Source organism: Mesorhizobium sp. CA7 (assembly GCF_020165015.1).
GTDB lineage: Bacteria > Pseudomonadota > Alphaproteobacteria > Rhizobiales > Rhizobiaceae > Mesorhizobium.
The window spans coordinates 36,364-60,996 of record NZ_JAIUHH010000010.1 but is presented as its reverse complement, the minus strand read 5'-3'; the positions used below and the strand labels follow the sequence as shown (position 1 = coordinate 60,996).

The following is a 24,633-nucleotide window of genomic DNA, read 5'->3' as shown; positions in this document are numbered from 1 at the left end:
CCCGTCCCCCGCGCAAGGCTACCGCGACATGTCGCCGGCGGTCCCAGTCCTTTTCGCCCAATCCTTTTTGAAACAGATCCCAATTTCAAAAGCTAAGCCATGGAAGGAGCTCGCAGATGAAACGCTACGTCATACTGGCGCTATGCCTGGGGTTGTTGAGCGCAACCGCGGCGAAGGCTGACACCGCGACGGGCAACCAGGCCTTCGGCATGTCGGCCGTCCAGGGAGCGGTCGGCAAATACGGCCAATCCATCGGCGCGAACGTCAGGGGCATGAACCCGCTCGGCAATTTCGGCGGCAATGTCGGCTACAAGAACAGCGGTACGGGCAATGTCGGCGCCTTCAACAGCGGCACCGGCAATGTCGGCGCTTTCAACGGCAACAACAACACCTCGCCGACAAGCGGCAACGGCAACATTGGCGCCTTCAACGGCAACTCCAACACCGGCCAATACAACGGCAACAGCAACATCGGTGCCGGCAATGGCAACTTCAACGGCGGCAACTTCAACGGAAACGGCAATGTCGGCGCCTTCAACGGCAACTCCAACGGCCGGGGAAACCGCTGATGACCGGCTTCAGCACATCCACCCGGCCTCGCAGGCGCCGGGTGGCGGCGAGGCTGCTTGACGGCAACCGCCTCGCGCTCGGCACACTGCTTGCCGCGTTCCTGGCCGCCGACGCCTCGACCCTTGTCAGGATTGCCGAGCTTCCGATTGGGGCCGGTGTCGCCAACGGTCTTGGCAATACCGGAAACTTCAACGGCAATGGCAACAGCGGCAATTTCAACGGCAACGGCAATGCCGGAAGTTTCAGCGGCAACTTCAATGGCGGCAGCTTCAACGGCAATGCCAATTGCGGCAATGGCCATGGCAACGGCTATGCGTCGGACGGCAATGGCAACGGTACGAGAGCAGCAGGCAATCCGGACCTGTGCCGGTTTTTGAAGGAGCTGAACGGCCGACTGGGACTGCCGCCGGGCACGATTCCGGATTTCGATTAGGTCCTCGATACAAGGTCGCAGGGCTATCGATAGGCCAGATATTCACCGCCCATTTCCGAAATCAGCGCAAACGCCGGCGATTGGCTGAAGTCGCCCGAACCTCGTCATTCCAGGGCGGAGCAGCCGCGAAGCGGCGTCGCGGAGACCCTGGAATCCATTCCGTGACCCTGATCAAAGAGTGCAGCGGAGCAGAATTCTGCGCCGCAGCAGCGCTCATGCGTCACGGAATGGATCCTCGGGTCTGCGCGCGTCGCTTCGCTCCTTGCTCCGCCCGTGGATGACGATCGCGATGGGCGTTTCGGCCAATCGCCAAGGCATGCCTATGCAAACATCGTTAGGCTACGACGTCGACGATCGCGGTGAGGAAACCGGCGAGGTCGTCGGTGACGAAATCGACGTCGTCCTCGTTTGCGGGGTCGCGTTCCCAGATCTCCGAGAAGGTCGGCTCGAAATTGCGCGGCACCACCAGCACGGTCGTCATGCCGAGCGTTTTCGGCACGGCCAGATTGCGCGCCAGATCCTCGAACATCACCGCATTGTGCCCGGTCACCGAGTGCAATTCGGCAAAACGCTCATAGGTCTGGCGCTCCGGCTTGGGGCTCAGCCCCGCCGCGACGATGTCGAAGATGGCGTCGAAATGTTCCAGTATGCCGAGCTGGCGCGCGGTGCGTTCGGCGTGCCTGCGGTCGCCATTGGTGAAGATGAACTTGCGCCCGGGAAGCTGGCGGATCGCTGCGCCCAGCACCGGATCCGGCACCAGCCGCGAATAGTCGATGTCGTGCACCTTCTCGAGGAAATCGTCGGGATCGATGCCGTGCCGCTTCATCAGCCCGTTCAGCGTCGTGCCGTATTCCAGGTAGAGCTCCTTCTGCAGCTTGCGCGCTTCGTCGCGCGAAAGCGTCAGCAGCTCGCCGACATAGGCGGTCATCTTCACGTCGATCTGCGCGAACAGGTTCGAGTGATGCGGATAGAGCGTGTTGTCGAGGTCGAACACCCAGTCCGTGACATGGGCGAAGCGGGCGGGATCGGGTGTCGTTGTCATGGGTTTCTTATGGCATGCCGACGCTGGATTTATCCACAACTTATGCGCGTCACGAAATGTGAAAATGGCGCCTCGCTTCAAATTTTAAAAGTCCTGGAAAGGTCGCCTTTAACGCTTGCTGGCACACAAGCTGACCCTTGGGAGCAAGTGATGAGTCGCATAATTTTGAGGGCCGCTGCCGTGGCGTTCGCTTCGGTCGCTGCCTCGCTGTTGTTGACGCTGATTGTGATGCCGGCGATGGGCTTTCCGATGAGCCGCACGGTCTGGCTGGCGTCGACGGTTTGTCCGCTCGTGCTCGCCTGGGCCGCCAGCGCCAGCAGCTTCTGGCAGAGCGATCGGTTGCAGAATGCTCATCGCGAGCTTGCCCGGGCTCACGCGCAGCTCGCGGCGGCGCACAGGCGCCTGTCGGAAAAGGCAAGCCGGGACGACATGACCGGCATGCTCAACCGCGAGACCTTTTTCGCCGCGCTCGACGGTTCGCGGCGCAAGAGCGATCGCGGCGCGCTGCTCATCATCGACGCCGATCACTTCAAGAGGATCAATGACAGTTACGGTCATCTGACCGGAGACGAAGCGCTGCTTTTGATCGCCGGCGCCATCGAACGCGGCATTCGCAGCGGCGATCTGCTCGGCCGCATCGGCGGCGAGGAATTCGCGGCTTTCCTGGTTGGCGCCAGCGAACCGGAAGCCAAGCATATCGCCGAACGCATCCGCCGCGAGGTCGAGCTGATCCGTTTCCGCCCGGTCGACGAGCGGACCGTGCCGCTCACGGTTTCGATCGGCGGGGTCTGCTGCGGCGAGAGTGCGACCATTTCGGATTTGATGCGCGCCGCCGACCGCAGGCTTTACGAAGCCAAGAACCGCGGCCGCAATCGTTCGATTCTCGACCGCGAGCTGCCCGAGGCGGCATGAAGCCTCGCCGCAGGCGTTAGGAATGCCCTAACCATGTCCATATTCAACCGCGCTAAACTTCCTGGTGTAACGCCGTTTTCACCTGGGTCTGGCACGGAATTGGGCTCCCAGGGCGGCATATGTGCCGTTGAGGAACGGCATGCGTGGATCGAGGCGCCTGTCGAGAGACGTGTCATGAGCAGGTTCATGAGAAAAATGTCGCGCCGCGCGATCGTGCAGGCGCTGATCGCGCTTCCCGCCCTGTCGCTGTTCCGCAGCCAGCAACCCGTGGTCGATGCCGATGAGATCGTCGAGATCAATGGCTGGATCCTGCGGCGAAGCGACCTCACATGATCTTCAACAGCTACGAGGCCTACAAGCAGGCCGGCTTCAGACCCAAGGCCTGCATTCTCGGCTCCGGCCCGGCCGGCACGACGATCGCCAGGAAGCTCGGCGCAGCCGGCATCCCGGTGGTCGTGCTGGAGGCGGGTTCGCGCGAATTCAGCGATGAGTCGCAGGATTTCTACCGCGGCAAGACGGTTGGCGATTTCTATTTCGACCTCGACATCACCAGGCTGCGCTTCATGGGCGGCTCGTCCAATCACTGGGCCGGCTGGTGCCGCGTGCTCGACAAACAGGACTTCGAGCCCAAGGCACGGGCGCCGGACACCGGCTGGCCGATCGGCCGCGCCGACATCGACCCCTATCTTGGCGAAGTTCATGACATTCTCGAGCTTCCGGCGTTCCGTCCGGACGTCCCGGTTTCGGACGACATCCGCTGGGTGCAGTTGATCAAGAGCCCCGCGGTTCGTTTCGGCGAGAAATATGCGGACGAGCTCGACAGGAGCAGGAACATCGCCGTCGTGCTCAACACCTACGCGACCGAGCTCACCGGCGACGGCAAGCGCGTCACCGGCGCGAAGCTCTGGTCGAACGGCCAGGATGCCGGCACCTTCGCGGCGGACTATTTCGTCACCTGCACCGGCGGGCTGGAGAACTCGCGGCTGCTGTTGTGGTCGAATGAGCGCTCGAATGGCAGCGTGGTGCCGAATGCGGCGGCGCTCGGCCGTTACTGGATGGAGCATCCTACCTTCCAGGGCGGCAATGCCATCCTCGCCAATTACTCGGAGTTCGAGGTCGACGCCTCGAAAGAAGCCTTCTTCTCGCCGACGCTTGCCGCGATGGAGCGGCTGCAGATCATGAATTTCGGTATCCGCCTGATCGAGAGCCCCTATCCCAATGTCAAAAAATTGATCGCCGATCTCGCCTGCACGGCGCCCAATATGGCGGAATGGATGTCTTCCCAGCTGGACCAGAGGCTGCACTGCGCCGCCCAGCTTTACGTCGCCTGGGAACAGGCGCCGCTTGCCTCCAACCAGATCGCGCTGTCGAAGGCCGATGTCGACCACGCCGGCGTGCCGCGCATCGAACTGCACTGGAAGAAATCGCCGCTCGAGCGCCGCACGCTGCTTGAGGGCCTCAGGCTTTTCGGCACGACCATGGCGCAGAAGAATCTCGGCCGCGTCCGCATCGACGACTGGATCAGCAATGGCGGCGATTACCCGACCAATGAGGAAACGGCCGGGCACCACCATATGGGCGGCACCCGCATGGGCACCGACATCTTGAAGAGCGTCGTCGACGCCAATTGCAAGGTGCATGGCATGGACAATCTCTATGTCGGCGGCTCGTCGGTGTTCTGCACGTCGGGCCAGTGCAATCCGACGACGACCATCACCGCGCTCGCCTGCCGCCTCGGCGAACATCTCGGCAAGGTGATCGCCGTCTGATTGCGACCGTGCTGCGCATTCATCAAGGCGGCACACGTCCTGCAGAGAGAGCAGCTGGCCAGGATCAAGCCCGAGCCGGACAAGGCATAGCCAGAGGATCAGCGCAGGATTTTGAAAAATTGCCGTTTGTCGACGGGCACGATTTTCACCGTTTCTTTCGGTGACGCTGGCGATTGGCGGAAGCCTCCAACCTCGTCATTCCAGGGCGGAGCAGCCGCGAAGCGGCGTCGCGGAGACCCTGGATTCCATTCCGTGGCTCTGATCAAAGAGTGCAGCCGAGCAGAATTCTGCACCGCGGCAGCGCTCATGCGACACGGAATGGATCCTCGGGTCTGCGCGCGTCGCTTCGCTCCTTGCTCCGCCCGTGGATGACGACTGGGTGGGCGTTTCGGCTAACCGCCAAGGCATGGCATCTGCCAACGCAAACATAGCCAAGCGGTCAAAATCCCTGGGGAACTAATTGCAAAAAGGCACAAAGCGGCCCAGCCGCCTGTCGGCAGCTGAACCGCGCTGAATGTCGGTTGGGCGAAAACCGACCTCAGACCGTCGCCGGGTCGAGCGCCGGCTGGCCCTTGAACCGCGCCACGATGCCGGCGAGGTCGCCATGGGCGAAAGCATCGCGCAGCGCATCGAAGGACGGCAGTACGAAATAGGCGCGCTGGAACTTGTCGATCTCATAGCCGGTGCGCATCACCGTCTCGAGGTCAAACGGCACATGGTGCGCGTCCTTGCTCTCGACCGCGAATTGCAGCTCGGTGAAGGACGACATCAGCCCGGCGCCGAAAGCTTTCAACGGCTGGCCGGCTTCCTGGATGAGGCCGTATTCGGCGCTGTACCAGTAGAGCCTCGTGATCATCTCGTCGCCGCCGAGCGCGATCAGATCTTCCGCCTTCCGGCCATACATCTGCATGAAATCGGCGAACACCGGCTGGGTCAGGATCGGCACATGGCCAAAGAAATCGTGGAACATGTCCGGCTCGACGATGTAGTCGAGCTCCTTCTTCGTCCGCAGCCAATTGGTCACCGGGAAGCGCCGATTGGCGAGATGATCGAAGAAGGGGCCGGCCGGAATGAGGCCGGGCACCGCAACGATCTCCCAACCCGTCAGCCTGGCGAGCTTTTCGCTCACCTCGTCGAAATCCGGAATCCTGTCGAGCAGGCCGAGCGCGGCGACGCCGTCGAGATACGAGCGGTGCGCGAGCTTCCGCGTCAGCTTCGTCTGGCGATCGCAAAGCGTGCGCCACACCGCCTGCTCCTCGGCGGAGTAGCCGTAGCCCTGCGCCACGGTGAAATCGCTGCGGCAGACCGAATAGTCGCCCCGCAGACCCTGCGCCGCGCATTCGGCGGCATAATCGGCAACGCTGATCGTCATCATATCCTCCTCAAGATCGTGATCGGCGGATCGTGAAGGGGAGTTTAGAAGCGACCGCTGAGGCAAATCAGCTTTGTTTATGGCACGCCAGCGGATTTGGAGGTAAAAGCACTCAGATCAACGCGACCCTGAGAAAAAATGCCTCAATTCGACGATTTCGAGATAAGGATGCTCGACATCCTGCAGCGCGACGGCCGCAAGCCCGTCTCGGAGCTGGCGCAAGAGATCGGCCTGTCGACCACGCCTTGCGCGCGCCGCTTCGAGGCCCTGCAGGAAGCCGGTATCATCAAGGGCTTTGCCGCCGTGCTCAGCCGCCGCGCCGTGGGCTTGACCGTCGAGGTGTTCATCCAGGTGCGGCTGGTCAGCCACAGCGACGGCTCGCCCGAAAGCTTCATCGCCGCCGTGCAGCGCATGGACGAGGTCTCGTCCTGCTGGACCATGACAGGCGACTACGATTTTCTGCTGCATGTCTTGGTGCCGTCGGTGGACGACTTGAACGCCTTCGTCATGCACCGGCTGATGCGTCTGCCCGGTGTGCGCGATGTCCATACGCAACTGGTGCTGCAGAACATCAAGGGACCCGGCCACGTGCCGCTCAGCCATCTGCGGCGCTGATCCGGTCAAATCTGGCGAAAAGCTGCGTGGAAACTGCTGAACCGCGCCAAGGCGGCTTCGGCATCTGTCATTAGCACAAGCGGACCAATATGGAGGTCCGCCTTGAATATCGTGCTTATCAATCCGCCGCACACCGCCATCGGCAGCCGTGTGCCCGACGACCACCTGCCGCCGCTCGGTCTTTTGGCGATCGGCGGGCCGCTGATCGATTCCGGCCATCAGGTACACCTGGTCGACGCCGAGTTCGGGCCGATGCCGCTTGCGGCGGTGGTGGACGAGGCGCTGCGCGGCGATCCGGATTTCGTGCTGATCGGCCATTCCGGCTCGACCTCGGCGCATCCGACCGCCTTGAAGATCGCCGAAATGATCAAGGCCCGCGCGCCGGGCGTCGTCGTCATCTATGGCGGTGTCTTCCCGACCTATCACTGGCGCGACATTCTCGCCGCGAGTGACGTCTTCGATTTCATCGTGCGCGGCGAGGGCGAGGCGACCGCGACGGCGCTGGTCGAGGCAATCGAGATGCGCCAGCCGGTGGCGAGCGTCGCCGGCATCGCCTATCGCGACGATTTCGGCCGTCCTGTCGCGACGCAGGCGGCGATGACCATAGCCGACCTCGATGCCTGGCGGGTCGGCTGGGAGCTGATCGATCACCGCCGCTACTCCTATTGGGGCGGCAAGCGGGCCGTGGTCATGCAGTTCTCGCGCGGCTGCCCGCATCTGTGCAACTATTGCGGCCAGCGCGGTTTCTGGACCCGCTGGCGCCACCGCGACCCGGTCAAATTCGCCAGGGAGATTGCCCGGCTCTATCGCGAGCACGGCGTCGAGCTGATCAATCTCGCCGACGAGAACCCGACTTCCTCGAAAAAGGCCTGGCGCGCCTTTCTCGACGCCATGATCGCCGAAAACGTGCCGGTGCTGATCGTCGGCTCGACCCGCGCCGACGATATCGTGCGCGATGCCGATATCCTGCATCTTTATCGCAGGGCCGGCGTCATCCGCTGGCTGCTCGGCATGGAGAACACCGACGAGCAGACGCTGTCGCTGATCCGCAAGGGCGGCAGCACGAAGTCCGACCGCGAAGCGATCCGGCTGCTCAGGCGGCACGGCATCCTGTCGATGGCGACCTGGGTCGCCGGCTTCGAGGACGAGACCTTGCGCGATCTCTGGCGCGGCTTCCGCCAGCTCATCGCCTATGACCCCGACCAAATCCAGGCGCTCTATGTCACGCCGCATCGCTGGACGCCGTTCTTCCGCATCGCCAAGGACCGCAAGGTGATCCAGCAGGACGTGCGCCTGTGGGATTACAAGCACCAGGTTCTGCACATGACCAGGCTGAAACCCTGGATGCTGTTCTTCGCCGTCAAGCTGATCGAGGTGGCGGTGCAGTCGCGGCCGAAGGCGCTGGCGCGCATCCTGTTCCACCCCGATCCCGAGCAGCGCCATTCGATGCGCTGGTACACGAAGATGGGCCGCCGCGTCTGGTTCCGCGAGGTCTGGGGGTTTCTGGTCCGCGACGGCCGCATCACGGATGGGCCGACATTAGCCGAATTCTGGGGCGCGCCGCAGGACGCCGAGGAGGAATCGATGATCGTCGGGCGTCAGCCACGCAAGTCCGTCGCGCCGGTTATTGAAGATCGACGCGCGCCGGCTGCAAGAAAGTTAGCCGGCTGACATGGCGATTCACCATTGCATGGAAATGGTGAACTTGCCTTTCTTACGGAACGATCAGCGTGCCGGCGCCGTGCTCGGTGAAGAGCTCGAGCAGCACCGAATGCGGCGTCTTGCCGTTGAGGATGACGACGCCTTCGACGCCGCGCTCGATCGCCTCGATGCAGGTCTCGACCTTTGGAATCATGCCGCCCGAAACCGTGCCGTCCTTGATCAGCGCCCTGGCCTCGGCGACCGTCAGCTCGTCGATCAGCTTCTTGTTCTTGTCGAGGACGCCCGGCACGTCGGTGAGGAAGAGCAGGCGCGAGGCGCGGCAGGCGCCAGCGATGGCGCCGGCAAAGGTGTCGGCATTGATGTTGTAGGTGTGGCCGTCGCGGCCGGGCGCCACCGGTGCCAGCACCGGGATCATTTCCGAGCGCGCCAGAAGGTCGAGCAGCGTGCGGTCGACCTCGACCGGCTTGCCGACGAAGCCGAGATCGAGCACCCGCTCGATGTTGGAATCCGGATCGACCATGGTCTTGCGCGCCTTTTCGGCGAACACCATGTTGCCGTCCTTGCCGCAGAGCCCGATCGCCCACTCGCCCTCGGCGTTGATCAGCGCCACGATCTCCTTGTTGATCGAGCCGGCCAGCACCATCTCGACGATCTCGACCGTCTTCTGGTCGGTGACGCGCAGGCCGCCCTCGAACTTGGATTCGATGCCCATCTTGGTGAGCATCGCGCCGATCTGCGGCCCGCCGCCATGCACGACGATCGGGTTGACGCCGGATTGTTTCAACAGCGCGATGTCGCGGGCGAACGCCTTGCCGAGCTCGGTATCGCCCATGGCATGCCCGCCATATTTCACCACCACCGTCTTGTTCTCGTAGCGCTGCATATAAGGCAGCGCGCGCGAGAGCAGCGCGGCCTGCATTTCGGCGGTGGCGGCGATGTCCGTCATCGGTATCGATCCCAGCTAGCGTAAATGGCGGCCTCTTAGCGGGAATTGCCGCAGGTCGCAAACGGCTTTGCGGTCACAATAATGATATCTGCCAGTTCCCCAGACAGGGATTTTGACCGGCCGGCCAACTTTGCGTTGGCAAGCAGCATGCCTTGGAGACTCGCCGAAACGGCCCTGCCTCGTCATCCACGGCCGGAGCAACGAGCGTAACGACGCGCGCAGACCCGAGGATCCAATTCCGTAACGTCCGAGCGCCGCCGCGGTGCAGAATTCTGCTCCGCTGCACTTTTGACTAAGGTCACGGAATGGATTCCAGGGTCTTCGCGACGCCGCTTCGCGGCTGCTTCGCCCTTGAATGACGAGGTTGGAAGGGCTTCAGCAATCGCCGGCGTTTGCGCTGGTTTCACCGACACAATGACGAAATCTGCTCCCAGCACAGTAATTTTGCCCGGGGTAGGCCGTGTTTGTGTTGGCAGGCGGCATGCCTTGGAGATTGGCCGAAACGGCCCAACCTCGTCATCCACGGGCGGAGCAAGGAGCGAAGCGACGCGCGCAGACCCGAGGATCCATTCCGTAACGTCCGAGCGCTGCTGCGGTGCAGAATTCTGCTCCGCTGCACTCCGCGGCTCAGGTCACGGAATGGATTCCAGGGTCTCCGCGACGCCGCTTCGCGGCTGCTTCGCCCTGGAATGACGAGGTTGAGCGGCTTACGCCACCCCAGCGTTTGTGCCGATTTCACCGAAATGACGATGACATTCTTACCGTAACAAGTGGCAGTTTTCAAAATCCTGCGCAGAACCGCCGGGCACTTCAGCGGCGCGCCCAACGGCACAATGCCGAACTGTGCCGGTGGGCCCGTGGCCGCTGGTGGACAACGCTTCCGCCGCCGTTGCAATTAGATCGCAATCTTCTAATTTGCCTGCATGGCGCCGCAGGATATCAGCAAGCTGATCGTCCGGACTTCGATGAAGGACCGGGCGGCGTTCGATCTGCTCTACAAGCAGACCAGCGGGAAACTTTTCGGCGTCTGCCTTCGTGTCTTGAGGGACCGGGGTGATGCGGAAGAAGCGCTGCAGGAGGTCTTCGTCAAGATCTGGACGAAGGCGGATCGTTTCGCGGTTTCCGATCTGAGCCCAATTTCCTGGCTGGTGGCCGTTGCGCGCAATCATGCGATCGATCGCATCCGGTCGCGACGCACTCCTTCTGCCAACATCGATACGGCCCTCGACGTCGCCGATCCGGCGCCGGGACCCGAGGCCATGGCTGTGGCGGGCGGCGAGACCGAACGCATCTACCATTGCCTCGACGAACTGGAGCAAGACCGGGCGGCTGCCGTCCGGGGCGCCTATCTGGGCGGCGAGAGCTATGCCGAGCTGGCGGAGCGCTTCAAGGTTCCGCTGAACACGATGCGGACCTGGCTGCGGCGAAGCCTGCTGAAACTGAGAGAATGCCTGGAAAGATGACGCTGGCAGAGGACAACGGACCGGAACGTGGAGGCGACGATCTGCTCGCCGCCGAATACGTTCTCGGCGTTCTGGCAGCCGACGAGCGCCAGATCGCTTCCCGTCGCATCGATGCCGAGACGGCGTTCGCCCGCCTGGTCGATGCCTGGGAAGCCCATTTCGCGCCGATGGCCGCCGCTTATGCCGCGGTCGAGCCGCCGGCTTCCGTGAAAGTGGCAATCGACCGCCGCCTGTTCGCGTCGTCCGCGTCCACGGCGCCCAGCGGCGGCCTGTGGGCGAGCCTCGCCTTCTGGCGCGGCCTCGCCGCGGCGGCCATCGCTGCTTTGGCCGTCTATGTCGCCCTGCCTTACGTCAACCCGCCGGTCCAGCCGCCCGAGACCAGGCTGGTCGCCTCTCTGGCCGCCGACAACAGCAACGTCAAATATCTTGCGGTCTATGACGCCGCCCGCCACGAGGTCGGCTTGTCGCTGGTCTCCGGCGACCGCGGCGCCGGCAAGGATTTCGAGCTGTGGATGATCGAGGGCAAGAACGCGCCGGTCTCGATGGGTGTCATCCCCGGCGGCCCGACCGCGCGCATGTCGGTCACGCCGGCCGTCCAGCAGAAGCTGGCGCAAGGCGCCGTGCTCGCCGTCAGCCTCGAGCCCTCCGGCGGTTCGCCGACCGGCCAGCCGACCGGTCCGGTCGTCGCCGCGGGTGACCTGAAGGGCATCTGACCCTGGTCAGCCGGTTATCGAAGACTAACTGCAGTCTATATCCTGCCATTTCTAGGTGGGAAAATTTCGCTGTCGCCATCGGTGACACAGACGCAATAAAGCACCGGAACAAAAATCGCGCGCCCTTCGTGAAACTAACGCTTTTCGGGCCCGTATCTCCTCGCGTTCCCACGGACGGGAAGAAACAACCCGAGGAGACTGACCTCATGCGTAAACTCGCTACCCTTTTGCTTGCCTCTACACTTGGCCTTTCGGCGCTCGGCGCCGTTGCCTACGCTGCCAATCCGATGGTCGGCGGCGCGCCGATGTATGCCAAGAAGAACATCATCGAGAATGCCGTCAATTCGAAGGACCACACCACGCTGGTCGCCGCCGTCAAGGCCGCCGGCCTGGTCGACACGCTGCAGGGCGCCGGCCCCTTCACCGTCTTCGCGCCGACCAACGAGGCCTTTGCGGCGCTGCCCGCCGGCACGGTCGACACGCTGCTCAAGCCCGAGAACAAGGACAAGCTGACCAAGGTGCTGACCTGCCATGTCGTCGCCGCCAAGGCGCTGGCCGCCGATGTCGCCAAGATGGCCAAGGCCGATGGCGGCGCCCACCAGGTCAAAACGGTCGGCGGCTGCGGGCTGACGCTGAAGGCGGAGAAGGGCAAGGTCACCGTCACCGACGAAAACGGCAACGTTGCCCATGTCACCATCGCCGATGTCCGCCAGTCGAACGGCGTCATCCATGTCATCGACAAGGTTCTCTTGCCGAAGATGTAACAAAGCGGACTTGGCCGGCGAAGACATGGCTGAGCGCCGGCCGCATCGTTCAAGATCCGCGCCGCCGGCAGGGGTGTGCTCCGCGTCGTCCTCCAAGGGCGGCGCGGAGCAGCATCCGGAGCGTTCCAGGAAGGTTCTGTCCGGAATTGCTCGAACGAGGAGATGGGGCGTCACCGGCTTTTGATTTCCGGCCCGGGCTCTATCTTGGCAAAATGCGTCAGGAGGAACGGCCATGAACCGTCGTGATTTTCTCTGGAGCGGGGCCGCCGCCACCGCTCTCATCGTCGGATCCGCAGCGATGCTGCGTGCCGGCGGACCGAAGCCCGCTCTCGCCGCCGAGACGTTCGAAATCACCAAGACCGATGCCGAGTGGCACGCCATTCTGTCGGACGAGGCCTTCGACGTGCTGCGCAAGCAAGGCACCGAATATCCCGGCACCAGCCCGCTGCTCAACGAGCATCGCAAGGGCATCTTCGCCTGTGCCGGCTGCGACCTGCCGGTCTATTCGTCGGAGACGAAATTCGATTCCGGCACCGGCTGGCCGAGCTTCTGGCAGGAAATCCCCAACGCCATCGGCAAGACCGAAGACCGCTCGCTCGGCATGACCCGCACCGAGGTGCATTGCCGGCGCTGCGGCGGCCATCTCGGCCATGTCTTCGACGACGGCCCGCCGCCCACCGGCCTGCGCCACTGCATCAACGGCGTGGCGCTAAGCTTCAAGCCGGCGGCGGCTTGAGCAATTCCAGGAAAAGTGTCTAGTCCCCGACACAGGGATTTTAAGGTTGCCGTTTGTCTTGATGCAAAATTTTCCGTTCATTCGCGTGAAATCAGCGCAAACGCCGGAGATTGGTTGAAGCCGCCCCCAACCTCGTCATTCTATGGCGGAGCAAGGAGCGAAGCGACGCGGCGCAGACCATAGAATCCATGCCGTGACTTCGAAGTGCCGCCACCGTGCAGAATTTTGTTCGTTGCACTCCTTGGCGAAGGTAACGGCATGGATTCTAGGGTCTACGCGGTACGCTTCGCTTCCCGCTCCGCCCTAGAATGACGACGGGGTGGGCATTTCGGCCAATCTCCAACGCATGCCGCCTGCCAATGCAAACAGAGCCGACCGGTCAAAATCCCTGTGCAGTGCCACTAGCGGTTTTCCGTCCGGAATTGCGTCAAAACAAAGAGTCGCTTTCAATCTCTCCAAAAAGAATGACCCCGGAAATCGGTGACGATCTCCGGGGTCACGCGTTGAGGAAGCCAGGCGGGGGTTCCGGCTCCTCAATGGCCTCCGCCGCCACCGCCGCCCTGCGGGGCCGGCTTGTTGATGAACAGCACGAAAAATCCGAGCGAGGCGAACAGCACCGTCAGCATCATGAACACGTCCATGAAGGACAAAAGCGCCGCCTGCTGGTGTACCATGCCGGACAGTTTCGAGATCGCAGCGCTTGTGGCGTCGAGACCGGCGGTCTGCCCGAAATTCTGCGTCATGTTCTGCAGCTTGGTCTGCGCGGTCTCGCTGCCCCACTGCACATGCTCGGAGAGCCGCGCATAGTGGAAGGCGTTGCGGTCGATCAGCACCGTGTTGATCACCGCGAGGCCGACGGCGCCGCCGAGGTTGCGGGTCAGGTTGAACAGGCCCGACGCATTCTTCAAGCGTTCCGGCGGCAGCGTGCCGAGCGCGATGTTGTTGATCGGCACCATGCACAGCATCATCGAGCAGCCGCGCAGGATCTGCGGGATCAACAGCTCATAGAAATCCCAGTCGGCGGTAAGATGCGTCATCCACCAGGTGCCGGTGGCGAAGCCGACGAAGCCGATCATCATCATCAGCCTGAGGTCGATCTTGTTCGACAGGATGCCGGCAACGGGCGCGGTGAAGAACATCGCCAGGCCGCTGACGAACAGCGCCTCGCCGATCATCATCGAATCGTAGCCGCGGATACGCCCCAGGAACACCGGATAGAGATAGGTGAGCCCGTAGAGGCCGATGCCGACGACGAAGGAGAACAGCGAGCCGAAGGCGAAGTTGACGTTGCTGAAGGCCCTGAGGTCGACAATCGGCTCCTCGGCGGTGAAGACGCGCCAGAAGAAGATGACGCCGCCGATGGTCATGATGATGGCGCAGGCGAACACCGCCGGCTCCTGCAGCCAGTCGTGGTTCGGGCCTTCCTCCAGCACATATTCCATGCAGCCGAGGAAAGCGGCCATGCCGACCAGACCCCACCAGTCGAACTTGGAGAACAGTTTCAGGTTGGGCTTGTCGAAATCGATCAGCGACCAGGCCGCCGTCGCCACCAAAATGCCGGGCACGACGTTGATCAGGAACAGCCAGTGCCAGGACATGGCGTGGCTGATATAGCCGCCCACCGTCGGGCCGATCGTCGGCGCCAGCGTCGCTACCAGGCCGATCATCGGCGACACGACGGCGCGCTTGGAAGGCGGGAAGATAGTGAAGGCGGCCGCGAAGACGCTGGGGATCATGCCGCCGCCGATAAAGCCCTGGATGGCGCGGTAGACGATCATCTGGTCGATATTGGTGGCGGTCGCGGCAAGCGCGCTGGCCGCGGTGAAGCCGGCCGCCGCGGTGGTGAACAGCACGCGCGTCGACAGCATGCGGCTGAGGAAGCCGGACAGCGGGATCATCACCACCTCGGCGATCAAATAGGCGGTCTGCACCCACGGAATCTCGTCCGAGCTGGCGCTCAGGCCCGCCTGGATTTCCGACAGTGAGGCCGAGACGATCTGGATGTCCAGGATCGCCATGAACATGCCGAACACCATCGCCAGGAAGGCGACGACGCGGCGCACGGGCATATGGTCCGCGGGCAGGGCCGGCGCGGCAGCGACCGGACGTCCGGGCATTGATCCTGCGGTGATGGTTGCGGTTGCCATGTCATGGCCTCCCTGGGCAATTCCTGGGACGAGCGCGTGGCGGTCCCGAATTGCGTCGAAAACGATAAAGCAGGCTGGACGGCCCGGCGCTCGATCGGCCGCCGGGCCGCCCCCCCAATCAGTTGGTCGTCGAAGCCGGCGCGGTGCGGCTGTCGACCGCGACGACGACGCTCAAGCCGGCGCGCAGCTTGCCGGCCTTCAGCACGTCGGCCGGCACGTCGATGCGCACGGGCACGCGCTGCACCACCTTGGTGAAGTTGCCGGTGGCGTTTTCCGGCGGCAGCAGCGAGAACACCGCGCCCGAAGCCGGCGCCAGCGAGGAAACCGTGCCTTCGAAGGTCTGGCCGTCGATAGCGTCGACGGTGATGCGGACCTTCTCGCCAGGCACCATGCGGCCGAGCTGCGTCTCCTTGAAGTTGCCGACGATGTAGAGCTTGTCCATCGGCACGACGACGGCGAGCTTCTGGCCGGGGCTGACGAGATCGCCCTGCTCGACCGAGCGGTTGCCGACGACGCCGTCATAGGGAGCCTTCAGCACGGTGAAGGACAGGTCGCGCAGGGCCTTGTCGCGGGTGAGCTGCAGCGAGGCGAGCGTCGAGGCCGACTCGGCGCGCTGCGCTTCCAGCACGCCGATATTGGCCTGCGCCGCAGCGATCTGCGCATCGGCGCCGACAAGCGCCGCCTTGGCCTGGTCGAGCGCGGTCTGGGCGTCGTCGAGCTGGGCCTGCGTGCCGACATGGGTCTTGACGAGTTGCGCCGCACGCAGCTGGGCGCGCGCCGCATTGTCGGCGGCGGCCTGGTCCGCGACCTTCTGCGCCTGGGCCTGCGACAGCGAAGCCTGGGCCGCCTTGGTCTGGGCGTCGATGCGGTCGAGCGTCTTCGCCAAGGTGGCGATCTGCGCCTCGGCCTGGGCCACGGCGATCTTGTAGTCGCCATTGTCGATGACGAACAGCGGATCGCCGGCCTTCACCCGCTGGTTCTCGCTCACCAGCACCTTGTCGATATAGCCGGATATTTTCGGCGAGACGAACGACATGTCGGCCTGGACATAGGCGTCGTCGGTGGAGATCATGAACCGTCCGTCGGTCCAATAGTTATACCCATACCAGGAACCGGCGCCGAGCAGGGCAAGGCCGATGATCGGTAACAGGAAAGAGCGGACAGAGCGCTGCTTCTTGGCGGGTGCTTCAGCCGCCGGCGTCGCAACGGGAGCGGCGGGCTGGACAGGAACTTCCGGCGCTTCGGTCGAAGGCTGGACCTTGGCGTTGGGAAAAGAGCGGACTTCGGCGGTGGCGGGCGCGTTCGAGGACATAGCGATCTCTCTGGAATGTCAGTCAGACTGAACCGTTCGGTTCGAATTGGAGATTGACATAGCGCGGAAAGAGGACCATATCAAGAGGAAATCGAACCGAGCGGTTCGAAATATTTTTCAAGGAACGACTTCCATGGTCGACACGACAGCCGATAGCGATCTGCTCGACTTACGCAAGGGCCGCCCGGCGGCCGGGCAGGATCCCGTAAAACGGGCCCAGATCATCGAGGGCGCCCGCCGCGTCTTTATAGACAAGGGTTTTGAAGCGGCCTCGATGAACGACATCACGCGCGAGGCCGGCGTCTCCAAGGGCACGATCTACGTCTATTTTCAAAACAAGGAAGAGCTGTTCGAGGCGCTCATCGAGGAAGAGCGCGGCACCATCTTCAAGAACATGTATGAAGTGCTCGACCATTTCGACGACCTGCGCAAGACGCTGGTGAAGTTCGGCACCGTGCTTTCGCTGAAGATCACCTCGGCCAAGGTCATCCAGGCCCAGCGCACCGTGGTCGGCGCGGCCGATCGGATTCCGGAACTTGGCGCGCGCTTCTACGAACGCGGCCCCAAGCGCGGCCACGACAAGGTCATGGCCTTCCTCAACGAAGCCGTCGAACGCGGCCTGCTTCAGATCGCCGACGTCGACCTTGCCGCCTACCAGTTCACCGAGCTTTGCCTCGCCGGCCTGTTCCGCCAGTGCATCTTTTCCTATCGCACGAAAGCGCCGAGCCAGGCGGAGATCGAGCACGTCGTGACGTCCGGCGTCGAAGTGTTTCTCAAGGCCTATGCCACGGAAAAATTCTTCGCCGAGGAACGGGCGTTGCAATCGGCCTGACCGTTCGGGCATGCGGATTCCAGAGCGCAAAGGGCGAAGCTGAAGGGGTCGCGAGGCGTCGCCGCGAAATCCATCGGTGCGGTCTGCCTCGACCGCGAAGACCGGCCTGAAGACCCCCCTCTCAAAATATCGATCGGCTTCGTCCGGCAGGCGCTTTCGGAAGAACCTGTTAACCATCGCTTCCTATGTCTCGGGAGACGTTCAATCGGCGAGTCTCGAGTATGACATCCATGCGTTTCCCCCGTGCCAATCATCCCGGCGCCTCAGCCCACGACAGCGACGACGAACATCGCAATCCGCGGGAAACCGGGCGCCATGGCGCGGTCCCGCAAGCAGGGCAGGTCGTGCCGCTGCGAGTCCTGCCCGGGGCCGAATCGACCGCCGCTCGTAGTGCATCCGAATCGGCCGGCGACTCGGCCGGCGACGATTTCGGCCTCCCCGCCTGGCAGAACTATTTCTTCCTTGCGCCCAATGTGCGTTTCACGCGCACGCCGGACACCGACCTCGCCAGGCGGGCCGCTCCGCCGGAGGATGCCGCTCAGGGCAAGGCATCCGCCACCGAGCCCGTCCGGCCTGCGCCTCCGGCTCCGCCGCCAGCCGCTCCGGTCCGGAAAAGTTCCGCCGCTCCCGCCTCGGCGCCGATGCAAACCAGGCCGGCCCGCGCACCAGCCACTGTTGCCCCTGCCATCGTCCCGGCCGCAGCGGCCGCGCCGAGCCAGGCTGCTGCTCCGACACCAAAACCGCGCCTGAGCGGATTGCGCTGGTCCTATCTTTCCGATCATGCCTTTTTCGAGTTCGGCATGCCTTTCCTGGCCGAGCGCCTGGCGCGGGCGCGTCTGAACGAGACGGGGCAGGCGCCTGCCGTTCCGGCGCAGCCATTGATGCAGCCGGTGCCGGCGCAGCGTCCGGCCGCGCAACCCGTCCAGCCCCGTGCCGCCTTCCCGGGCGAGGCGACGTCATTTTACCGGGTCATCGAATGGCGCTCCAATACGGCGGAGGCAAGTCCGATCTGGGCGCCCGTGCCAGCTCCGGCGGCGGCCCAACCGGCGCCTGCCAAGCCCATGCCGATCTCCGCCCCGGCAAGCGCCAGGAAAGCCAGGCAGGCAGCATCGTTGCCCATGGCCGGCGAGGTCGAGCCGCTATCCGCGATGGGCGGCTACGAGCTTCCTTCGGAAGAGCTCTTGCAGATGCCGCCCGAGGGCCAGGGCTTCTACATGTCGCAGGAGCGGATGGAGCAGAATGCCGATCTGCTCGAAAGCGTGCTGGAGGATTTCGGCGTCAAGGGCGAGATCATCCATGTCCGGCCGGGGCCGGTCGTCACGCTCTACGAGTTCGAGCCGGCGCCGGGTGTGAAATCCAGCCGCGTCATCGGGCTCGCCGACGATATCGCCCGCTCCATGTCGGCTGTATCGGCGCGTGTCGCCGTGGTGCCGGGCCGCAATGTCATCGGCATCGAGCTGCCCAACGAGACGCGCGAGACCGTCTATTTCCGCGAGCTGATCGGCTCGGCCGGCTTCCGCAATACCTCCTGCAAGCTGGCGCTCGGCCTCGGCAAGACGATCGGCGGCGAACCGGTCATCGCCGAGCTCGCCAAAATGCCGCATCTCTTGGTGGCGGGCACCACCGGCTCCGGCAAGTCGGTCGCCATCAACACCATGATCCTGTCACTGCTCTTCAGGATGAAGCCGCAGGAATGCCGTCTCATCATGGTCGACCCCAAGATGCTGGAGCTCTCCGTCTATGACGGCATCCCGCATCTTCTGACGCCGGTCGTCACCGATCCCAAGAAGGCCGTCACGGCGCTGAAATGGGCGGTGCGTGAGATGGAGGACCGCTACCGCAAGATGGCGCGCCTCGGCGTGCGCAACATCGACGGCTACAACCAGCGCGCGGCAGGCGCCCGCGACAAGGGCGAGGTCGTGACCATGCAGGTGCAGGCCGGCTTCGAGAGGGGCACCGGCGAGCCGCTGTTCGAGGAGCGCGCGATCGACCTCGCGCCGATGCCCTACATCGTCATCATCGTCGACGAGATGGCCGACCTGATGATGGTGGCCGGCAAGGAGATCGAAGGCGCCATCCAGCGGCTGGCGCAGATGGCGCGCGCCGCCGGAATCCACTTGATCATGGCGACGCAACGCCCATCCGTCGACGTCATCACCGGCACCATCAAGGCCAATTTCCCCACCCGCATCTCCTTCCAGGTGACGTCGAAGATCGACAGCCGCACCATCCTCGGCGAACAGGGCGCCGAGCAGCTGCTTGGCCAGGGCGACATGCTGCATATGGCCGGCGGCGGGCGCATTTCGCGCGTGCATGGCCCCTTCGTTTCCGATGTCGAGGTCGAGCATGTCGTGGCGCATCTGAAAGCGCAGGGACGTCCCGAATATCTCGACACCGTCACCGCGGACGAGGAAGAGGAACAGGAAGCGGCCGACACAGGCCCGGTCTTCGACAAAAGCGCGATGGCCGAGGAGGATGGCGACGCGCTCTATGAGGAAGCCGTCAAGGTGGTCAAGCGCGACAAGAAGTGCTCGACCTCCTACATCCAGCGCCGCCTCGGCGTCGGCTACAATCGCGCCGCCTCGCTGGTCGAGCGCATGGAGAAGGAAGGCCTGGTCGGCGCTCCCAACCATGTCGGCAAGCGCGAGATCCTCAGCGGCCGGCGCGATCGCGAGCCGGAACGCGACGAGATGGATTGATCCTGAGGGATCGGTCCCCTGGCGGGCGGCGTCAGCCGCCGTTCGCTACCAGGGCGATGGCGGCGCGCAGCTCGTCCAAGCCCTCGGCTTTTTCCGAGGAGGTGGCCAGCACCAGTGGAAACGCCGCGGGCCGCTTCTTGATCTTGGCCAGCGTCTCCTCGATCAGCCTCGGCACGCCCGCGGCCTTGATCTTGTCGGTCTTGGTCAGCACCACCTGGTAGGATACTGCCGCCTTGTCGAGCAGGGTCAGCACTTCCTCGTCCTTGGCCTTGATGCCATGGCGCGCGTCGATCAGCACATAGACGCGCTTCAGCGTCACGCGGCCCTGCAGATACTCGTAGATCAGCTTGGTCCACTCATCGACCTTGTCCTTCGGCGCGCTGGCATAGCCGTAGCCCGGCATGTCGACCAACGCCATCGGCGGCAGGTCGGCGCCCTCGCCGGAAAAGCCGTCGGGCACGAAATAGTTGAGCTCCTGCGTGCGGCCCGGCGTGTTCGAGGTGCGCGCCAGGCCCTTATGCCCGACCAGCGCGTTGATCAGCGACGACTTGCCGACATTGGAACGGCCGGCGAAGGCGATCTCCGGCGGCCCTTCCGGCGGCAGGAACTTCATCGACGGCACGCCGCGGATGAAGACCCAGCCACGGGTGAACAGCTCCGGGCTGATCGCCGTTTCGTTCGGCGTTTTGACGTTTGTCATTTTTTCGGGCGCGCTCAAACCGCCGCCTCCAGCCTGGAAATGTCGGCGCCGCGGATGGCGTTGAGGTTGCGGCTGATCTTGTCGACCGGCCAGTCCCACCAGGCTGCCTTGAGCAGCCGCCGCACCGTGAACTCGTCGAAGCGCATCTTCACCACCTTGGCCGCATTGCCGGCCACGATCGCATAAGGCGGCACGTCGTGCGTGACAACCGATTTCGCCGCGACAATGGCGCCGTCGCCCACCGTCACGCCCGGCATGATCACCGCATCCATGCCGATCCACACGTCATTGCGGATCGTGGTGTCGCCGCGGATCTCCTTCGACCAGGTCTGCGGGTCGAAGCCTTCCTCCCAGCCATGGCCGAAGATGTTGAACGGATAGGTCGAGAAGCCCGACATGGCGTGGTTGGCGCCGTTCATGATGAAACGCGCGCCTTCGGCTATGGCGCAGAACTTGCCGATGATCAGCTTGTCGCCAATGAAGTCGTAGTGATGCAACACGCATTTCTCGGCGAATTTGTCGGGACCGTCGGGGTCGTCGTAATAGGTGAAGTCGCCGATCTCGATGTTGGTCGACGTCACCAGTCCCTTCAGGAAACCGACGCGCGGATGCATCGCAATCGGATGCTTGACGTTGGGATTGGGTCCGGTCATCGCGGTCCTTTGCGGGCGGGTTTGGGCGCGGTCGGCGCGCGCGGTCAAACTAACGCGATCCTTCGACGGGACCAACCGTTCAATGGCTGCCGCGACAGATCGCGATCGGATTGGAAAGGGCGCTGTCTCCAACGTCAGCGCGAATAGCGCCCGATCAACCCACCGCCACTTTCAGCCACAGCGCCTTTTCGCCGAGCGTCGCGACCAGCCCGGCATGCGCCGCCCGATCCGTTTCACTGAGCCGCGGCGGCAGGGCGATCGGCCGGGCGCCGATCGAGATGTCGATATCGGCCACCTCGCCGGCGCCATTCATGTGCACCGCCACGGACTCCAGCACCAGCGCCGCCTGCTTGCCGCCGATGAGCTCGATATAGACCTCTGCCAGCAATTCGGAGTCGAGCAGCGCGCCGTGCTTGGTGCGGCGGGTGTTGTCGATGCCGTAGCGCCGGCAGAGCGCGTCGAGCGAGTTCGGTCCCATCGGATGCTTGCGGCGCGCCAGCGCCAGCGTGTCGACCACGCGGCCGGGATCGATGGCAGCTTGCTCAAGCCGGCTGAATTCTAGATTGAGGAAGCCGATATCGAAGGTTGCGTTGTGGGCGATCAGCCGGGCGCCGTCGGTGAAGTCGAGCCATTCCTGCGCGATTTCGGCGAAGGTCGGCTTGCCGACCAGGTCGGCGGCGCTGATGCCGTGCACGGCCTGCGCCTCGGCATGGATCGCGCGCCCCTGCGGATTGATGAATTTGTGGAAGGTGCGGCCGGTCGGGAAGCGGTTGACCAGCTCGACGCCGCCAAGCTCGATGATGCGGTCGTCGCGCAAATCGAGGCCGGTGGTTTCCGTATCGAAGATGATCTCACGCATTCGAATCAGTTCGCTTCCCAAACGAGCAGAATCATACACCAGAACAAAATGGCAATGGAGACTGGCGAAGGCCTAACGCCTGACCTCCGAAAATCGGAATCGATTTTGGGAAAAGGTTCATGCGCAAAATCAAAGCGTTACAGCGTCCTTTGCGCGTCCGAACGGGCGCGGCGCTGTAATGTCAGGAGCCGGCTTAGCCGGACTTTTCCCCTGAGAGTTCGGCGACGATCGCCTCGACCCTCTTTCGCGCGGCGTCGAAGCCATGGCCGGTATCGATGATGAAATCGGCCTGGCGGCGCTTTTCGGCGTCGGGCACCTGCCTGGCGAGGATGGATGAAAACTTCTCCTCGCTCATGCCCGGCCTGGCGAGCACGCGCTCGCGCTGGATTTCGGGCGACGCGGTGACGACCACGACCTTGTCGACACGGTTGCGGCCGCCGGTTTCGAACAGCAGCGGGATGTCGAGCACGGCAAGCCGCGCGCCAGCGGCGCGATGCTTTGCGAGAAACACATCGGCGTCGGCGCGCACCAGCGGGTGAATGATTGCCTCGAGCCGCTTCAGCGCGGCCGGATCGGCGAGCACTTTTTCGGCGAGCTTGACCCGGTCGACCGCGCCCACCTGCGTCGTGCCCGGAAAAGCCGCCTCGACCAGAGGGGCGGCCTTGCCGGAATAAAGGCGATGCACGGTCTCGTCGGAATCATGCACCGGCACGCCGGCCTCGGCGAACATTTTCGCCGTGGTGGACTTGCCCATGCCGATCGATCCGGTGAGGCCAAGCACGATCATCAACGGCCCTCGATATCGGCGACAATCATGCGCCGCAATTCGGGCGTCACTTCGGGTTTCCTGCCGAACCAGCGTTCGAAACCTGGCACGGCCTGATGCAGCAGCATGCCGAGACCATCGACCGTCTTCAGGCCGCGCGTCCTGGCGGCGGCAAGCAAGGGCGTTTCCAACGGCACATAGACAATGTCGGTGACGATGGCATGGCCGGGCAAGCCGGCCGGATCGGCGGAGAGCGTGGCGTCACCATGCATGCCGAGCGAGGTGGTGTTGATCAGCAGGCCGGCATCGGCAAGCAGCTCACTGAGCGCGCCCGCGCCATGCCCCGAGACCCCGGCGCCGAAATGGCGGCTGAGTTCCTCGGCTCTCGCGAGCGTCCGATTGACGATGCGTATATCCTTGACGCCACGCTCCTTCAGCGCGTGGATGACCGCGCGGGAGGCGCCGCCGGCGCCCAGAACCACGGCCGGCCCATTGGCCGCCCAGCCCGGCGCATGCTCGTCGAGGTTGGCGGCGAAGCCATAGCCGTCCGTGTTGCCGCCCCAGAGAAGGCCATCCTCGAACCACAGCGTGTTGACCGCGCCGATTTCATCGGCCGCATGGTCTCGGCGGGCTACTCCGGCGAAAGCGGCTTCCTTGTGCGGAATGGTGACGTTGCCGCCGCGGTAGCCGTTCTCGCCGAGAGATTTCAGAAAGGCGGCGAAATCCGCCGGCGCGACGTCGATCGCTTCATAGCTGCCGTCGATGCCGTATTTGGCCAGCCAGTAGCCGTGGATCTTTGGCGAGCGCGAATGCGCGATCGGATGTCCGGTGACGAAGGCCTTTTTCTCAGCCATCGATGGCTCCCAATGCGCGCAGTTCCTTCAGCACCGGTAGCAGCGGCAGGCCGACGATGGTGAAATAGTCGCCCTCGATCTTTTCGAACAGCTGGATGCCTTCGCCCTCGATCTGATAGGCGCCGACGCTGGACAGCGCCTTGGCGCCGACGCGGGCCAGGTGCCGGCCGATGAAGGCGGGGTCGAGCTTGCGCATGGTGAGGCTGGCGACGCCGACATGGCGCCACAGCACCTCGCCGTCGCGACAAAGCACGGCGGCGCTGTTCAATTGGTGCGTCTTGCCGGACAAGGCCAGGAGCTGGCGGCGGGCGCCCTCCATGGCGGCGGGCTTATGAAAAATCTCGTCGCCCAGCGACAGCGTCTGATCGCAGCCGAGCACCAGGGCGCCCGGCTTGCGCTCGCTGACCTCGGTCGCCTTGGCCTCGGCCAGGATCGACGCAACGTCCTCGGGCGAAGCGCCGCTGTCCTTCAGCGGAGCCTCGAGCGCACGCTCGTCGACATTTGCCGGCACCGCCTCGATGTCGAGGCCGGCGCTGACGAGCATCGCCTTCCTGTACGGGCTGCCCGAAGCGAGGATGATTTTCTCGGCCATGATGTACTACCTGATTAGTTCCTTCACGCTGCTGATCCGGCAAGTTGAAGGCGAAGCCCTTACGAACTTCGTCATCCTAGGGCGGAGCAGGAGCGAAGCTCCGTCGCGGAGACCCTAGGATGACGAAGCGATGGACGTTTCGGCCAATCTCCGAGGCATGGGATCCGTTGTGACTTTTCGATCTATTCGGCGGCGGTGGCAGGTCCACCTTCATCCGGCTTG

General features: G+C 63.8%; 24 protein-coding genes. 13 read left to right on the top strand and 11 right to left on the bottom strand.

Annotated features, from left to right (window positions below; genetic code table 11):
- The first annotated feature begins 116 nt into the window (after positions 1-116).
- Complete coding sequence (locus tag LB552_RS18405; RefSeq protein WP_224609029.1) at positions 117-569, top strand: hypothetical protein; 453 nt, start codon at positions 117-119, stop codon at positions 567-569.
- Positions 569-1,003: a hypothetical protein gene (locus tag LB552_RS18400; RefSeq protein WP_224609026.1), complete on the top strand. Its 435-nt coding sequence runs from the start codon at positions 569-571 to the stop codon at positions 1,001-1,003. The genes LB552_RS18405 and LB552_RS18400 overlap by 1 nt, the downstream gene beginning before the upstream one ends.
- 334 nt (positions 1,004-1,337) lie before the next feature.
- On the opposite strand, the gene LB552_RS18395 is transcribed toward LB552_RS18400, so the two are convergent.
- Positions 1,338-2,045: a pyrimidine 5'-nucleotidase gene (locus LB552_RS18395; protein ID WP_224609023.1), complete on the bottom strand. Its 708-nt coding sequence runs from the start codon at positions 2,043-2,045 to the stop codon at positions 1,338-1,340.
- Between the two features lie 150 nt (positions 2,046-2,195).
- On the opposite strand from LB552_RS18395, the gene LB552_RS18390 reads away from it, so the two are divergent.
- The 3 genes from LB552_RS18390 (at position 2,196) to LB552_RS18380 (ending at position 4,726) form a co-directional block, all read left to right on the top strand.
- Complete coding sequence (locus tag LB552_RS18390) at positions 2,196-2,957, top strand: GGDEF domain-containing protein (RefSeq protein ID WP_140845369.1); 762 nt, start codon at positions 2,196-2,198, stop codon at positions 2,955-2,957.
- A 174-nt stretch (positions 2,958-3,131) separates the two neighbouring features.
- The gene (locus tag LB552_RS18385; protein ID WP_176477158.1) at positions 3,132-3,290 is read left to right on the top strand and encodes a hypothetical protein; all 159 of its coding nucleotides are present in this window, start codon (positions 3,132-3,134) and stop codon (positions 3,288-3,290) included.
- Positions 3,287-4,726: a GMC oxidoreductase gene (locus LB552_RS18380; RefSeq protein WP_224609020.1), complete on the top strand. Its 1,440-nt coding sequence runs from the start codon at positions 3,287-3,289 to the stop codon at positions 4,724-4,726. The genes LB552_RS18385 and LB552_RS18380 overlap by 4 nt, the downstream gene beginning before the upstream one ends.
- Before the next feature lie 538 nt (positions 4,727-5,264).
- Here the strand turns inward: LB552_RS18380 and phhA are convergent.
- Entirely contained in the window at positions 5,265-6,101 is an 837-nt protein-coding gene (gene phhA / locus LB552_RS18375) for a phenylalanine 4-monooxygenase (protein WP_224609017.1), read from the bottom strand.
- 135 nt (positions 6,102-6,236) lie between these two features.
- Here phhA and LB552_RS18370 point away from each other — a divergent pair, with 135 nt between their 5' ends.
- Positions 6,237-6,713: an Lrp/AsnC family transcriptional regulator gene (locus LB552_RS18370; protein WP_095769494.1), complete on the top strand. Its 477-nt coding sequence runs from the start codon at positions 6,237-6,239 to the stop codon at positions 6,711-6,713.
- Between the two features lie 102 nt (positions 6,714-6,815).
- Positions 6,816-8,384 (top strand): magnesium-protoporphyrin IX monomethyl ester anaerobic oxidative cyclase, encoded by a 1,569-nt coding sequence (bchE, locus tag LB552_RS18365; RefSeq protein WP_224609013.1) that lies wholly within the window; start codon positions 6,816-6,818, stop codon positions 8,382-8,384.
- A 43-nt stretch (positions 8,385-8,427) separates the two neighbouring features.
- Here the strand turns inward: bchE and argB are convergent, their stop codons facing one another.
- Complete coding sequence (gene argB, locus LB552_RS18360) at positions 8,428-9,321, bottom strand: acetylglutamate kinase (protein WP_224609011.1); 894 nt, start codon at positions 9,319-9,321, stop codon at positions 8,428-8,430.
- A 923-nt stretch (positions 9,322-10,244) separates the two neighbouring features.
- Here argB and LB552_RS18355 point away from each other — a divergent pair.
- The 4 genes from LB552_RS18355 to msrB all read left to right on the top strand — a co-directional run bounded on the left by LB552_RS18355 (position 10,245) and on the right by msrB (position 12,997).
- On the top strand, positions 10,245-10,784 hold the full coding sequence (locus LB552_RS18355) for a sigma-70 family RNA polymerase sigma factor (RefSeq protein WP_224609008.1): 540 nt from the start codon (positions 10,245-10,247) through the stop codon (positions 10,782-10,784).
- On the top strand, positions 10,781-11,497 hold the full coding sequence (locus tag LB552_RS18350; protein WP_224609267.1) for an anti-sigma factor domain-containing protein: 717 nt from the start codon (positions 10,781-10,783) through the stop codon (positions 11,495-11,497). Before LB552_RS18355 ends, LB552_RS18350 begins: the two co-directional genes overlap by 4 nt.
- 206 nt (positions 11,498-11,703) lie before the next feature.
- Positions 11,704-12,261 carry a fasciclin domain-containing protein gene (locus LB552_RS18345; protein WP_224609005.1) on the top strand — a complete coding sequence of 186 codons (558 nt, stop codon included), beginning with the start codon at positions 11,704-11,706 and terminating at the stop codon, positions 12,259-12,261.
- Positions 12,262-12,493: 232 nt separating this feature from the next.
- The gene (gene msrB / locus LB552_RS18340) at positions 12,494-12,997 is read left to right on the top strand and encodes a peptide-methionine (R)-S-oxide reductase MsrB (RefSeq protein WP_224609003.1); all 504 of its coding nucleotides are present in this window, start codon (positions 12,494-12,496) and stop codon (positions 12,995-12,997) included.
- 533 nt (positions 12,998-13,530) lie between these two features.
- On the opposite strand, the gene LB552_RS18335 is transcribed toward msrB, so the two are convergent.
- Entirely contained in the window at positions 13,531-15,144 is a 1,614-nt protein-coding gene (locus LB552_RS18335; protein WP_411966262.1) for a DHA2 family efflux MFS transporter permease subunit, read from the bottom strand.
- Between the two features lie 118 nt (positions 15,145-15,262).
- Positions 15,263-16,456 (bottom strand): HlyD family secretion protein, encoded by a 1,194-nt coding sequence (locus LB552_RS18330; RefSeq protein WP_224609000.1) that lies wholly within the window; start codon positions 16,454-16,456, stop codon positions 15,263-15,265.
- Between the two features lie 133 nt (positions 16,457-16,589).
- Between LB552_RS18330 and LB552_RS18325 the strand changes: the two genes are divergently transcribed.
- Positions 16,590-17,288 carry a TetR/AcrR family transcriptional regulator gene (locus LB552_RS18325; RefSeq protein ID WP_095769503.1) on the top strand — a complete coding sequence of 233 codons (699 nt, stop codon included), beginning with the start codon at positions 16,590-16,592 and terminating at the stop codon, positions 17,286-17,288.
- Positions 17,289-17,518: 230 nt separating this feature from the next.
- Positions 17,519-19,987: a DNA translocase FtsK gene (locus LB552_RS18320; RefSeq protein ID WP_224608997.1), complete on the top strand. Its 2,469-nt coding sequence runs from the start codon at positions 17,519-17,521 to the stop codon at positions 19,985-19,987.
- 31 nt (positions 19,988-20,018) lie between these two features.
- On the opposite strand, the gene yihA is transcribed toward LB552_RS18320, so the two are convergent.
- The 6 genes from yihA to LB552_RS18290 all read right to left on the bottom strand — a co-directional run bounded on the left by yihA (position 20,019) and on the right by LB552_RS18290 (position 24,411).
- Complete coding sequence (gene yihA, locus LB552_RS18315; protein ID WP_224608994.1) at positions 20,019-20,687, bottom strand: ribosome biogenesis GTP-binding protein YihA/YsxC; 669 nt, start codon at positions 20,685-20,687, stop codon at positions 20,019-20,021.
- Positions 20,688-20,701: 14 nt separating this feature from the next.
- Positions 20,702-21,340, bottom strand: a complete 639-nt coding sequence (locus LB552_RS18310; protein ID WP_224606718.1) for a CatB-related O-acetyltransferase — start codon at positions 21,338-21,340, stop codon at positions 20,702-20,704.
- A 154-nt stretch (positions 21,341-21,494) separates the two neighbouring features.
- Entirely contained in the window at positions 21,495-22,199 is a 705-nt protein-coding gene (gene dnaQ, locus LB552_RS18305; RefSeq protein ID WP_140546255.1) for a DNA polymerase III subunit epsilon, read from the bottom strand.
- 193 nt (positions 22,200-22,392) lie between these two features.
- On the bottom strand, positions 22,393-22,986 hold the full coding sequence (coaE, locus tag LB552_RS18300; protein ID WP_224532436.1) for a dephospho-CoA kinase: 594 nt from the start codon (positions 22,984-22,986) through the stop codon (positions 22,393-22,395).
- Positions 22,986-23,819: a shikimate dehydrogenase gene (locus tag LB552_RS18295; RefSeq protein WP_224608990.1), complete on the bottom strand. Its 834-nt coding sequence runs from the start codon at positions 23,817-23,819 to the stop codon at positions 22,986-22,988. Before LB552_RS18295 ends, coaE begins: the two co-directional genes overlap by 1 nt.
- Complete coding sequence (locus LB552_RS18290; RefSeq protein ID WP_224608987.1) at positions 23,812-24,411, bottom strand: Maf-like protein; 600 nt, start codon at positions 24,409-24,411, stop codon at positions 23,812-23,814. The genes LB552_RS18295 and LB552_RS18290 overlap by 8 nt, the downstream gene beginning before the upstream one ends.
- Positions 24,412-24,633: the final 222 nt, after the last annotated feature.

Coding starts and splice junctions, on each gene's coding strand:
- LB552_RS18405 (WP_224609029.1), top strand. CDS start 117: ATGAAACGCTACGTCATACTGGCGCTATGCCTGGGGTTGTTGAGCGCA.
- LB552_RS18400 (WP_224609026.1), top strand. CDS start 569: ATGACCGGCTTCAGCACATCCACCCGGCCTCGCAGGCGCCGGGTGGCG.
- LB552_RS18395 (WP_224609023.1), bottom strand. CDS start 2,045: ATGACAACGACACCCGATCCCGCCCGCTTCGCCCATGTCACGGACTGG.
- LB552_RS18390 (WP_140845369.1), top strand. CDS start 2,196: ATGAGTCGCATAATTTTGAGGGCCGCTGCCGTGGCGTTCGCTTCGGTC.
- LB552_RS18385 (WP_176477158.1), top strand. CDS start 3,132: ATGAGCAGGTTCATGAGAAAAATGTCGCGCCGCGCGATCGTGCAGGCG.
- LB552_RS18380 (WP_224609020.1), top strand. CDS start 3,287: ATGATCTTCAACAGCTACGAGGCCTACAAGCAGGCCGGCTTCAGACCC.
- phhA (WP_224609017.1), bottom strand. CDS start 6,101: ATGATGACGATCAGCGTTGCCGATTATGCCGCCGAATGCGCGGCGCAG.
- LB552_RS18370 (WP_095769494.1), top strand. CDS start 6,237: ATGCCTCAATTCGACGATTTCGAGATAAGGATGCTCGACATCCTGCAG.
- argB (WP_224609011.1), bottom strand. CDS start 9,321: ATGACGGACATCGCCGCCACCGCCGAAATGCAGGCCGCGCTGCTCTCG.
- LB552_RS18355 (WP_224609008.1), top strand. CDS start 10,245: ATGGCGCCGCAGGATATCAGCAAGCTGATCGTCCGGACTTCGATGAAG.
- LB552_RS18350 (WP_224609267.1), top strand. CDS start 10,781: ATGACGCTGGCAGAGGACAACGGACCGGAACGTGGAGGCGACGATCTG.
- LB552_RS18345 (WP_224609005.1), top strand. CDS start 11,704: ATGCGTAAACTCGCTACCCTTTTGCTTGCCTCTACACTTGGCCTTTCG.
- msrB (WP_224609003.1), top strand. CDS start 12,494: ATGAACCGTCGTGATTTTCTCTGGAGCGGGGCCGCCGCCACCGCTCTC.
- LB552_RS18335 (WP_411966262.1), bottom strand. CDS start 15,144: ATGGCAACCGCAACCATCACCGCAGGATCAATGCCCGGACGTCCGGTC.
- LB552_RS18330 (WP_224609000.1), bottom strand. CDS start 16,456: ATGTCCTCGAACGCGCCCGCCACCGCCGAAGTCCGCTCTTTTCCCAAC.
- LB552_RS18325 (WP_095769503.1), top strand. CDS start 16,590: ATGGTCGACACGACAGCCGATAGCGATCTGCTCGACTTACGCAAGGGC.
- LB552_RS18320 (WP_224608997.1), top strand. CDS start 17,519: ATGCGTTTCCCCCGTGCCAATCATCCCGGCGCCTCAGCCCACGACAGC.
- yihA (WP_224608994.1), bottom strand. CDS start 20,687: ATGACAAACGTCAAAACGCCGAACGAAACGGCGATCAGCCCGGAGCTG.
- LB552_RS18310 (WP_224606718.1), bottom strand. CDS start 21,340: ATGACCGGACCCAATCCCAACGTCAAGCATCCGATTGCGATGCATCCG.
- dnaQ (WP_140546255.1), bottom strand. CDS start 22,199: ATGCGTGAGATCATCTTCGATACGGAAACCACCGGCCTCGATTTGCGC.
- coaE (WP_224532436.1), bottom strand. CDS start 22,986: ATGATCGTGCTTGGCCTCACCGGATCGATCGGCATGGGCAAGTCCACC.
- LB552_RS18295 (WP_224608990.1), bottom strand. CDS start 23,819: ATGGCTGAGAAAAAGGCCTTCGTCACCGGACATCCGATCGCGCATTCG.
- LB552_RS18290 (WP_224608987.1), bottom strand. CDS start 24,411: ATGGCCGAGAAAATCATCCTCGCTTCGGGCAGCCCGTACAGGAAGGCG.